Consider the following 11105-nt stretch of genomic DNA (forward strand, 5'->3'; position numbering starts at 1 on the left):
GATACTAATGACAAAAGATTATTTTAATGAAAAATCAGAAATTTATGAAAAAGAGTTTGAACGAGTTGATAATGTAAACAATATTGCTAATGCAATACTACAAGATATCGCTTATACAAAAAATAGCTCTATTGTAGATTTTGGCTCTGGTACTGGCCTTCTTACATCTCAAATTGCTCCGTATGTCAAAAAGATTACTACTATTGACATTTCTGAAACAATGAATAAAAAGATGAAAGATAAAATACCTCAATTAGACTGTGAAATAGAAATGTTAAACATAAATTTAAGCCATCAAAAAATCAATAAAAAGTTTGATGGAATCATTTCCTCTATGACAATACACCATATTGAAGATGTTCAGGCTCTATTTTCTAAGTTTTATTCAATGTTAAATGATGAAGCAAGTATTGCAATTGCTGATTTAGAACCAGAAGACGGTTCTTTTCATACAGAAGATACTGGTGTGTACCATTTTGGTTTTGAAAAAGAAAAATTTCTTCAGTATGCACACAATGCTGGATTTAAAAATTTGAAAATAAAAACAGTAAGTATTGCAGTAAAACCTTATGGGAAATACCCTATATTTTTATTAACAGGAACAAAATAAAAGCTAAAGAGGGAAAATCCCTCTTTACTTTTTATGTATTAAAAACTCTGTCCCCTGCATCTCCAAGACCAGGTACTATATAACCATTTTCATTTAATTTTTCATCAACTGCTGCAATATAAACTTGTACATCAGGATGAGCTTTTGAAAACTTTTCTATTCCTTCTGGTGCAGCAACTATTGCTAAAAATCTAATATCTGTTACACCTTTTGCTTTCAAAAAATCTACAGCATCTATCGCTGTTCCACCTGTTGCAAACATAGGATCAATAATGATTGCTGTTCTCTCTTTATGATCTTCAGGAAGTTTTGCATAATAAAATTCTGGCTCTAGCGTCTCTTCATTTCTTTGAAATCCCAAAAATCCAACACTTGCATCAGGAATAAGTTTAAAAATCCCATCTAACATTCCAAGAGCTGCTCTTAGTATTGGGCAAATCATCAATTTTGTATCTAACTTTTTTGCATTTGCAACTGCTACTGGAGTTTTAACACTCACATCTTTAAGAGGTAAATCTCTTGTTGCTTCAAAAAGCATAAGATACGAAATCTCATCTACTAAAAGTCTAAAATGAAAAGGATCTGTTTTTTCATCTCTTAATATTGAAAGTTTATGCTCTATCAAAGGGTGATTAATTACGCTTACATTTTTCATTACTATCCTATCTTTTTTATTGTCCATTTTTTAAGAAACAAATCTTAAAAATTCCCCGTAAATATCTACGAAGCTAGTCTTATATATTAACTTAGAGAGTTAAACATATCTTTTGTTACTTCTGAAACATCTTTAGTTCCATCTAATTCTACCATTACACCCATATTTGTATAAAATTCTATGAGAGGTGCTGTTTGTGCATGATAAGCTCCTAGTCTACTTTTGACAGTTTCTGCATTATCATCTTTTCTAATAACAAGTTTATCTCCACAGTAATCACAAACATCTTTAATTTTTGAAGGATTAAACTCTACATGAAAAGATGCTCCACAACCAGGACACACACGACGGCCAGTTATTCTTCCAACAATTAACTCATCAGGAACATTTAACGAAATTACCTTATCTAAAGAAATTTTCATATCATCCATTAATGTTTTTAAAGCTTCTGCTTGTGGTAGAGTTCTTGGAAAACCATCAAGAATAAAGCCAGATTTACAATCATCTTGAGCTAATCTATCTTTGATAATTCCTATGATTGTAGAATCAGGTACTAATTTTCCCTCATCCATAAATTTTTTAGCTTCCATTCCCATATCAGTTTGTTCGCTAATTGCTGCTCTTAATATATCACCTGTAGAAATTTGTGGAATATTATATTTTTCTATTAAAAATTTAGCCTGTGTGCCTTTTCCAGCGCCAGGTGCTCCAAATACCATAAGATTCATGAGAGTTATCTCCTTAGTTTTTAAAACGTAATATACAAGAATTGTTGTTAATAATAGTTGAGAGAGGGAAGTTAAAAAAAGAAAGTTTGCAAGATGGACCTAATCCATCTTGCATTTTTATTTATCTATTTTCTAGAGCGATTTGCGCTTCAAGTTTTGAACGATATGCATCTATATTAAAACTATCACTCACTCTAGCAACACCATCTTCAATAGCAGCTTTTGCCACAGCTGTACTTACTTCTGGTAAAACTCTTCTATCAAATGGTTTTGGAATAATATATTCATGACCAAATGTTAAATCTTCTCCACCATAAGCATCTTTAACATAATTAGGTACATCTTTTTTTGCAAGTTCAGCAAGTGCACGAGCCGCAGCCATTTTCATACCTTCCGTTACTTTAGTTGCTCTAACATCTAAGGCTCCTCTAAAAATAAAAGGAAAACCTAAAACATTATTTACTTGGTTTGGATAATCACTTCTTCCTGTTCCCATCATAACATCATCTCTTACTTCTTTAACAAGTTCTGGAAGAACTTCTGGAATTGGATTTGAAAGAGCAAATATAATCGGATCTGGATTCATTGCAGCTACCATCTCTTTTGAAACAATACCAGGAGCAGAAAGACCTAGAAACATATCTGCACCTTTCATTGCATCATCTAAAGTTCTATCATTAGTATCAATTGCAAATTGTTGTTTGTATTTATTTAAATCATCTCTTCCACTATGAATTATCCCTCTTGAGTCAAGCATAACGATATTTTTAATACCTAAAAGTCTATACATTTTAGCACATGCAATTCCTGCAGCCCCAGCTCCAGATACAACGATCTTCATGCTTTCAACATCTTTACCACTAAGCTCTAAAGCATTAATAATCGCTGCTGTTGTTATCATAGCTGTTCCATGTTGATCATCATGCATAACAGGAATGTCTACTAACTCTTGTAATTTTTCTTCAATTTCAAAACATTTTGGAGCTTTAATATCTTCTAGATTAATTCCACCAAAAGTTGGAGCCATAGCTCTACAAATTTCTATAATCTTTTCCGGATCTTTTTCATCAAGTTCTATATCAAATGCATCGACATTAGCAAATGCTTTAAAAAGTACAGATTTTCCTTCCATAACAGGTTTTCCAGCAACTGCTCCAATATCTCCAAGACCAAGAACTGCTGTTGAATCAGTGATAACAGCTACTAAGTTACCTTTATTTGTATATTTATACGCCAATTCAGGATCTGCTGAAATATCTCTACATGGATAAGCAACACCTGGCGTATATGCCATAGATAAGTCTCTTGCTGTTACACAAGGCTTTGTAACTTCAATACCAATTTTACCATTGATATGGTACTCTAATGACTCTTCTTTTGTAACTTTAATACTATTACTCACGCTCTAATCCTTTTTGATTTTTTATTAGATTGTCAATTCTTTGAACAACTTCATTGTAACCCACTATGCTTAAAACATCAAACACAGATGGACTAACCGCACTTCCCACTATTGCAATTCTTATGGGCTGTGCTAAATGTTTTAACTTTAGCCCTTTACTCTCTAAAAAGTTATTAGCTACTTCTTTGAACTCATCTGTTAAAGTAACTTCACCTTTAGATTTTAACTCTTTATTAAATGCTTCTAAAATATCTAGTGCATCACCTTTTAAAAACTTATCAACTGCCTTTTGTTCATACTGTGTTGGTTTATTTATGATTGAGCTTATCATCTGTTTTAATTCATTCATATCTTTTGCTCTATCTCTTAATAAACCTAAAAGTTCTTCCGTTTTTTCAAACCCACTTAAGTCTAAATCATAATCTTTTAAAACTTCTACTAGCCTTTGTGTACTTGCTGTTTTAATATACTGCGAATTTATCCATAAAAGTTTTTCTGCATTATACGCTGAAGCTGATTTATTAATATCATTTGGATCAAATAGCTCACTCATCTCTTCAAAAGAAAAAAGTTCTTGATCTCCATGACTCCAACCTAAACGAATAAGAAAATTTAAAAGTGCTTCTGGTAAAAAACCATCTTTTTTGTATTCCATAACATCCATAGCACCATCTCTTTTAGAAAGTTTTTTGCCACTAGGATTAAGTATCATTGGAACATGATAAAATTTTGGGATGTCAAAACCAAGTGCTTTATAAACTACTATCTGTTTTGGTGTATTTGAGATATGATCATCTCCACGTATAACTTCAGTAACACCCATTAAAGCATCATCTATAGCAACAACAAAATTATATAGTGGCGTCCCATCGCCTCTAGCAATTACAAAGTCATCTAAGATATCTTCAACATTAAATTTTATCTCACCTTTAATACCATCAATAAAACTTATCTCTCCACTTAATGGTGATTTAATACGAACAACTGGTTCTACACCTTCAGGAGGAGTACCTTCAAAATCTCTGTATCTACCATCATATTTTGTTCTTTGTTTATTTGCTTTTTGCTTTTCATACAATTCATTTTTTTCTTCTGAACTCATATAACAATAGTATGCTTTTCCTTCATCTAAAAGTTGTTGTACATACTTTTTGTATATATCAAATCTTTTTGATTGGTAAAATACTTCACCATCATGACTCAATCCAACCCATTTAAAAGCTTCAACAATTGCCTCTGTTGCTTCTTGGGAGTTTCTTTTTAAATCTGTATCTTCTATTCTTAAAAGGAATTTTCCACCTTTTCTTTTTGCCCATAAATAACTATACAGTGCTGTTCTAAGACCTCCAATGTGTAAATATCCTGTTGGAGAAGGTGCAAAACGTGTTACTACCATAATTTAATTTTCCTTGAGTAATTTGTACTACTTATGTCAAAGTTATGTATCAATTAGTTACTATGAAATAACTTAAACATTATTTTTTTTGAACTATATTTAAATTTAAATTTAAATTTCTAAAAATAATGTTATGATTGACAGTTAGGTTATATCTATTATATAAATTTTTTACTTAACAAAGGATTATTAGTGAACATTATCTCTCGTCTTTTTTTAAGCGCATCTGTTTGTGTAACATTGGGCTTTTCTGGAATCATAACTGGTGTTTCTGTTATTATTAACAACGAACCAATTACGCTCTATGAAGTGTATAAATACTCAGAACAATACAAAATCTCAAAAAAAGAAGCTTTGAATGTTTTAGTAAGACAAAAACTAGAAAATTCTCAAATTAAAAAATTAAATATTGATGCAGATATATTTGAAATAGACCAGTTTATAGAAAACTTGGCTAACAAAAATGGGCTTAGTCAATATGAATTTTTAAATATGCTAAAATCAAAAAACATCAATATAGATGATTATAAACAAGATGTAAAAACTAAAATTAAACAAGAAAAGTTATATGGTCGTATATTCAAAGAGAAACTAAAAGCTATAGAAGAGAATGAACTGAACGATTTTTATAAAAAAAATCCAAGCAAATTTAAAGTCGCAAATAGTTTTAGTGTTAACATTTATACTTCACAAAATGCAAATGATTTAAAAGCAATTCAAAAAAATCCAATGCTACAACCTGAAAGTGTAAAAATTGAAAATAAAATACTAACTTCAAATATTTTAAACAATAAGCTAAATGCTGTACTAAACGATACAAGAGAAGGGTTATTTACTCATATATTAACTGTAGAAAATATCCCTACAATGTTTTATATTAAAGAAAAAAAGGATTTAACTGTACTTCCTTTTGAGCAAGTGAAAAATTCAATATATAATATGCTTTCTAAACAACAAGAAAAGCAAGTCATCGATGAATACTTTGAAAAAATGAAGTCTTCTGCAAGTATTAAAGTTGTAAGATCTCCAGCTTAATCGTCTAACAAAAAAGAGAGTTTATCTTTCAGGGAGCTTACATCATGAGCCCCCTGAATATCATCTTTATTTAATATTGTATTTTCTATTTGACTCAAAAGTGGACTATGTTCATTTAAAGCTGCTACCTGATTGAAATGTGCAACTTCTATATTCTGTTTTATGCTAGATATTTTTGTAGTAAGTTCTTCTAGTTTATTGCTAAAAGTGTTTAATTCATCTCTATTATCTATGCTAAAGTCTTCAATCCCATACTCATTTGGTAAAGCTAAACTAAATTCTGAATTTCCAGAATTAAAAGTATGTGTTGTATAAAAAAGCTGTGTATCTTTAAATGTTGTATTATCTACAATATCTAACATATTTATCGTTATTTCTTCAAATTTTTCATTTAATTCTGATTTTTGAGATTTAAAGTATTCATATTTTTCTGTAAGCTTTTGTAACTCTTCATTGTTATTTTTAAGTTTTTTTATAGAATACTCAGCCGTTTGTAGTATGCCTACTGACTCATTTGATTCTAATAAATTTGTTGCAAATACTGTTTTGGCTTCAAACGTATCAATTGGTTCTTTTAGCGTATTGTTTGCTGTCTTTAAATAAGAGGTATTTGATTTTTTTTGTTCTATAAAATTTATACTGTTTGCAGAACTTCCATTAATTTTCATTTTTACCTCCCTTTTGAATGTTTGTGAGCTTGAAAAAATCCAAGCTCAACTTATTATATCAAAGTTTCATAAACTATGAAGATCTAAAACTAATTAATATTTTGATAGGTAATTCGTATCGAAATTATTTTCTATAAAATCTACATTATCCATCATTTTAAGATGAAAGTCTGTTACTGTTTTAATTCCCTCTATTTGTAATTCACTTAGAGAATTTTTCATCTTAGCAATTGCCTTAGTTCTATCTTCTCCCCAAACAATAAGTTTTCCTATCATCGAGTCATAAGTAGATGGAACAATATAGCCTTGATATAAATGTGAATCCATACGAACATTGCGTCCACCAGGAGCGATATACTTAGTAACTTTACCAGGACTAGGAATAAACTTCACAGGATCTTCTGCAGTAATTCTACACTCTATAGAATGCCCATTAAATTGAATCTCACTTTGCTCTGGAAGTTTTTCACCTTCAGCTACTCTTATCATAAGTTCAATTATATCTATGCCACTTACCATCTCACTTACACAATGTTCCACTTGAAGTCTAGTATTCATTTCCATAAAATAAAAATTTTTATCAGCATCAAGTAAAAATTCAAATGTACCCGCATTCTCATACCCTAAGTATTTTGTAGCTTTGACTGCAACTGCATGTAAATTTGCTCTTGTTTTTTCATCAAGTGCCACAGCAGGTGACTCTTCGATAAGCTTTTGATGACGACGTTGTAATGAACAATCACGCTCTCCAATATGGATAGCATTACCATGAGCATCACCTATAACTTGAACTTCAATATGACGAGGATCTTTTATAAATTTTTCAAGGTATAAAGTACCATCACCAAATGCCGTTGCAGATTCACTTTCTGCTGCTAAAAAAGAAACTTCCATATCTTCTTCTCTCTCAACAACACGCATACCACGACCACCGCCACCAGCACTTGCTTTAACAATAACTGGATAACCGATTTTTTTTGCAAGTACTTTAGCTTCAGCTACATTTTCAAGTGCACCTTCACTTCCTTCAATAACAGGAACTCCGGCTTTTTTCATTACTTCTTTTGCTTTTGATTTATCACTCATTAAAACCATAGCATCAACTGATGGGCCAATAAATTTTATATTGTGATGACCACAAATTTCTACAAAACTTTGGTTTTCACTCAAAAAACCATATCCTGGAAAAATAGCATCGCAACCACTTATTTCAGCCGCACTAATAATAGCTGGAATACTTAAATAACTATCAGCTGATTTTGCTTCACCTATACAAATACTAGCATCTGCATATTGAAGGTACAAAGCATCTTTATCCGCTTTTGAATAAACTGCTACAGCAATTTTACCCATCTCTTTTATTGTTCTTATTGCACGAAGGGCTATCTCTCCTCTATTGGCAACAAGTATTTTTTCAATAGACATTTTTAAACTTTCTCTACGGCAAATAGTGGCATATCATATTCAACAGGTTGTCCATCATCTAAAAGAACTTCTATAATTCTACAGTCAAATTCTGCTTCTATTTCATTCATAATTTTCATAGCTTCTATAATACCAACCGTTTGACCTTTTTTCACAACAGTTCCTACTTTTACAAATGCATCTGCTCCAGGAGCTGGTGCTTTATAAAATGTTCCAACCATTGGTGATTTAATAGCATCTCCACTAACAGCTTCAGCTGATGATGTTTCTACTGTTTGTGCTACTGGCGCAGCAGGAGCAGCTATTGTTTGTACTACTGGTGCAGCTACAGATGAACATGATTCAAAACCCTTTTGTAATTCTATTGAAAATTCACCATCTTTGATTTTTACTTTTGAAATTTCACTGTTGTCAAAAAAACGCATTAAATCTTTTATTTCTCTATTTGTCATATATGTTTCCTCATTATTTTTTATACAAAAATTCTTTATATTTTACTATTTTACCCATATAAAACTACTTAAAACGAACTGACTCTTAGTCTAACTCACTTAATTTGCTCTATCACAACACCATTGTCCTTGATAAATCTTGTAATAACATCAGAATTTGTATGTTCGTATGATTTATCATAAACTATTCTTTTTATACCACTTGCAATAATATTTTTACTACAATCACTACATGGCTCAAGTGTCACATATATCGTCGCATCTTTTATACTTATTCCCTCTCTGGCTGCCCATATGAGTGCATTCATCTCTGCATGGATTTCGTAAGTTTTACTCCACTCATGATGCTCACTTGTGTACTCATTATCCCAATGCTCACAGCAGTTTGTATACCCAGCTGGTGTGCCATTATAACCTGTACTTAAAATTCTTCCATTCTTAACTATTACTGCTCCTACTTGCTTAGATATGCATTTGCTAGCAGTCGCTATCTCATGAGCAATATTTATAAAATTTCTATCACTTAACATACTCTCTTTACCCTTTAAATTACGGAATTATCTGTTTTAAAACATTTTCAAACTCAGGATGTGTTAAAACTCTTCCATGAGTTGTATCTTCTAACTCTACATGTAAACCTAAATTTGGAATTTTCTCTTTTAACCTATCAAAATGATATTTAGATATTATTTTATCATCTTTTACTTCAATCAAACAAACAGGTTCTTTGACATACAAAATATGCTTATCTGCTTCAAATTTATGTTTTAATAATCTATGAATAGGAAATATCGGATATTTTCTTTTTGCAATTGATGCAATAGAGTTATATGGAGTGATTAAAACAGTCCCTTTTACTTCTCTTTTAGAAGCAAGATAAACAGCTACACCCGTACCTAAACTCCTTCCAACAGCTATGACTTTTTTTTCTTTTGCATATTTATCATAAATTTTTAAAGCATCATTATAAAGAGCTTTTTGACTAGGTTTCCCTCCGCTTTTTACAAAACCTCTATAGTTAAAACTTACTATTTCATAATCATCTAAATTCTTCACATGTAACAAAAACCTTGTTGCATCATCTGCATTTCCTCCAAAATATATAAGAAGTGGTGCATCTTTTTTTTGTGAAGTTTTATAAACGCCATCTAAAACAATTCCATTTTCTACTTCAAAAGTTATTTTTTTTACATTTTCTAGCTCAAAAGATTTCTCCTCTTCTATAGCCTTCGTATTAAAAACTTTTGAATCTTGTGTTATGTACAAATAGCCAATACTTGCTAAATAGACAATTATTAAAACTGATATAAGTGTTATCATTTTCTTATCTCTATACTCATATCATTTTTTAGATAATCTTCTATAACTCTTATTTTTAAATCTTTCTCTTTAGCAAATTGAATTATATTTTCTCTATTTTGGTAATTAAAAGTTTCACTTTTCTTTTCTCCTTTAAGGATATTAAAAATAATTCCTTTTTTAGAGTAAGAAAGTATCTTCTCTAAAAAAAGCCACGTATCAAAATCACTTAAGACATTTAAACTTCCACTTGCTATGTACCAATCAGCAAGATATAATTCATCTTTTAAAATATCTCTACATGTAAAGCTACAACTTGGAAATTTTTTCAATCTTTTTTTAGAAATATTAATAGAATTTTGTACTGAGTCAATACCTATATAACTTTTGGGCCTTAATCCTTTTTCTTCCCAAAAAAGATACAAATCTGCAAAACCACATCCTGCATCTACTACACTACAACTTGATAGTTCATTTTGTATAAAGTAAGTAATAACTTCAAAACGAATTTTTTGAGAAGCATCAGAATTCCAATTTAATCCACGAGCAGATATGCCATACTTTTCATATGCATTTAAATAAAACTCTGAATTTTTCAAAACTTTAAACTAATAGTGCTGAAACTCTTTGTTGTAAAGTTTGTGTTTCATGATTTTGAGCTATGATAGAGCTTTCTAATTTTATTTGGTTTTTTTCTAAATCATTTATTTTGGTGTCTATTGGCTCTTCTGAAATATTTTCATAAGAATTTGTCAAATTAGAAACAGCTGATAACGAATTTGCAATACTTACCCCAAATTCTTGTGAAGAAGACCCAACATCTGATTGTAAAGAGCTAATTGCATTGGCAAAATCTTCTATACTTTCTTGCTCACTCATAGACACACTATCCAATCCATCTACACTTAAAGAAGGTATAGTAATTGTACCTGAACCTGTTTCAAAGCTCAAAGATTCATTAAATAAAGATTTACCATTATACGAAGTATTATCTACTATATCTTGTATCGCATCTTTAGTTGCGTTAAATTCTTCTTGTATCATCTCTTTTTGTGAACTATTTAATGCTGCATTATTACTTTTAACAGAAAGTTCATTAAGTTTACTTGTGTTTTGTGAAATATTTGAAAGAGCTGCGTCTGCTATTTGCAAAACACCTACAGCTTCATTGGAGTTTTGAATACCCTGAGTAAGTGTCGAAATCTGTAAAGATAAAGCATCGGCACTAATTAAATTTGCACTATCTTTACCACTAAGTTCTCGTACTGCTCCTATTTTAGAAAGAGTCTCCTCAGTATTCGTTTTATTTTGATTTATATAATTTGTTGATGCTGAATTAAAACTATTACCTATATTCATCTCATACTCCTTATGAACAATCTCTATATCTTTATTATACATCTTGATAGTAAACGTGTCAATAAAGGAATTAAAA

General features: G+C 30.6%; 13 protein-coding genes. 2 read left to right on the plus strand and 11 right to left on the minus strand.

The window, feature by feature from the left end; translation table 11 throughout:
- Positions 1-7 precede the first annotated feature (7 nt).
- Entirely contained in the window at positions 8-610 is a 603-nt protein-coding gene (locus K354_RS0110500; RefSeq protein ID WP_024955456.1) for a class I SAM-dependent DNA methyltransferase, read from the plus strand.
- 31 nt (positions 611-641) lie between these two features.
- Here the strand turns inward: K354_RS0110500 and upp are convergent, their stop codons facing one another.
- The 4 genes from upp to gltX form a co-directional block, all read right to left on the minus strand.
- Entirely contained in the window at positions 642-1265 is a 624-nt protein-coding gene (gene upp, locus K354_RS0110505) for a uracil phosphoribosyltransferase (protein ID WP_024955457.1), read from the minus strand.
- Between the two features lie 86 nt (positions 1266-1351).
- A complete protein-coding gene (locus tag K354_RS0110510) occupies positions 1352-1993 on the minus strand; it encodes an adenylate kinase (RefSeq protein ID WP_024955458.1) in 642 nt (213 codons plus the stop codon).
- Between the two features lie 121 nt (positions 1994-2114).
- Positions 2115-3395 carry a malic enzyme-like NAD(P)-binding protein gene (locus tag K354_RS0110515; RefSeq protein ID WP_024955459.1) on the minus strand — a complete coding sequence of 427 codons (1281 nt, stop codon included), beginning with the start codon at positions 3393-3395 and terminating at the stop codon, positions 2115-2117.
- The gene (gene gltX / locus K354_RS0110520; protein ID WP_024955460.1) at positions 3388-4791 is read right to left on the minus strand and encodes a glutamate--tRNA ligase; all 1404 of its coding nucleotides are present in this window, start codon (positions 4789-4791) and stop codon (positions 3388-3390) included. The genes K354_RS0110515 and gltX overlap by 8 nt, the downstream gene beginning before the upstream one ends.
- A gap of 192 nt (positions 4792-4983) precedes the next feature.
- Here gltX and K354_RS0110525 point away from each other — a divergent pair, with 192 nt between their 5' ends.
- The gene (locus K354_RS0110525; protein ID WP_024955461.1) at positions 4984-5826 is read left to right on the plus strand and encodes a peptidylprolyl isomerase; all 843 of its coding nucleotides are present in this window, start codon (positions 4984-4986) and stop codon (positions 5824-5826) included.
- Here the strand turns inward: K354_RS0110525 and K354_RS0110530 are convergent.
- The 7 genes from K354_RS0110530 to K354_RS0110560 all read right to left on the minus strand — a co-directional run bounded on the left by K354_RS0110530 (position 5823) and on the right by K354_RS0110560 (position 11029).
- Complete coding sequence (locus tag K354_RS0110530; RefSeq protein ID WP_024955462.1) at positions 5823-6494, minus strand: hypothetical protein; 672 nt, start codon at positions 6492-6494, stop codon at positions 5823-5825. The two genes, K354_RS0110525 and K354_RS0110530, sit on opposite strands and share 4 nt — an antisense overlap.
- 93 nt (positions 6495-6587) lie before the next feature.
- Positions 6588-7919, minus strand: coding sequence for an acetyl-CoA carboxylase biotin carboxylase subunit (locus tag K354_RS0110535; protein WP_024955463.1), 1332 nt, complete (start codon positions 7917-7919; stop codon positions 6588-6590).
- 2 nt (positions 7920-7921) lie between these two features.
- Positions 7922-8371, minus strand: a complete 450-nt coding sequence (gene accB / locus K354_RS0110540; RefSeq protein ID WP_024955464.1) for an acetyl-CoA carboxylase biotin carboxyl carrier protein — start codon at positions 8369-8371, stop codon at positions 7922-7924.
- Between the two features lie 95 nt (positions 8372-8466).
- Positions 8467-8901 (minus strand): deoxycytidylate deaminase, encoded by a 435-nt coding sequence (locus tag K354_RS0110545; RefSeq protein WP_024955465.1) that lies wholly within the window; start codon positions 8899-8901, stop codon positions 8467-8469.
- A gap of 19 nt (positions 8902-8920) precedes the next feature.
- Positions 8921-9691: an alpha/beta hydrolase gene (locus tag K354_RS0110550; protein WP_024955466.1), complete on the minus strand. Its 771-nt coding sequence runs from the start codon at positions 9689-9691 to the stop codon at positions 8921-8923.
- Positions 9688-10269 (minus strand): class I SAM-dependent methyltransferase, encoded by a 582-nt coding sequence (locus K354_RS0110555; protein ID WP_024955467.1) that lies wholly within the window; start codon positions 10267-10269, stop codon positions 9688-9690. The genes K354_RS0110550 and K354_RS0110555 overlap by 4 nt, the downstream gene beginning before the upstream one ends.
- A 4-nt stretch (positions 10270-10273) precedes the next feature.
- Positions 10274-11029 carry a flagellin gene (locus K354_RS0110560; protein WP_024955468.1) on the minus strand — a complete coding sequence of 252 codons (756 nt, stop codon included), beginning with the start codon at positions 11027-11029 and terminating at the stop codon, positions 10274-10276.
- Between the last annotated feature and the right edge of the window lie 76 nt (positions 11030-11105).

Source organism: Sulfurospirillum arcachonense DSM 9755 (assembly GCF_000597725.1).
Lineage (GTDB): Bacteria > Campylobacterota > Campylobacteria > Campylobacterales > Sulfurospirillaceae > Sulfurospirillum_A > Sulfurospirillum_A arcachonense.

Excerpts from the sequence above, each read along its gene's own strand:
- K354_RS0110500 (WP_024955456.1), top strand. The coding sequence starts at position 8 with ATGACAAAAGATTATTTTAATGAAAAATCAGAAATTTATGAAAAAGAG.
- upp (WP_024955457.1), bottom strand. The coding sequence starts at position 1,265 with ATGAAAAATGTAAGCGTAATTAATCACCCTTTGATAGAGCATAAACTT.
- K354_RS0110510 (WP_024955458.1), bottom strand. The coding sequence starts at position 1,993 with ATGAATCTTATGGTATTTGGAGCACCTGGCGCTGGAAAAGGCACACAG.
- gltX (WP_024955460.1), bottom strand. The coding sequence starts at position 4,791 with ATGGTAGTAACACGTTTTGCACCTTCTCCAACAGGATATTTACACATT.
- K354_RS0110530 (WP_024955462.1), bottom strand. The coding sequence starts at position 6,494 with ATGAAAATTAATGGAAGTTCTGCAAACAGTATAAATTTTATAGAACAA.
- K354_RS0110535 (WP_024955463.1), bottom strand. The coding sequence starts at position 7,919 with ATGTCTATTGAAAAAATACTTGTTGCCAATAGAGGAGAGATAGCCCTT.
- accB (WP_024955464.1), bottom strand. The coding sequence starts at position 8,371 with ATGACAAATAGAGAAATAAAAGATTTAATGCGTTTTTTTGACAACAGT.
- K354_RS0110545 (WP_024955465.1), bottom strand. The coding sequence starts at position 8,901 with ATGTTAAGTGATAGAAATTTTATAAATATTGCTCATGAGATAGCGACT.
- K354_RS0110550 (WP_024955466.1), bottom strand. The coding sequence starts at position 9,691 with ATGATAACACTTATATCAGTTTTAATAATTGTCTATTTAGCAAGTATT.
- K354_RS0110560 (WP_024955468.1), bottom strand. The coding sequence starts at position 11,029 with ATGAATATAGGTAATAGTTTTAATTCAGCATCAACAAATTATATAAAT.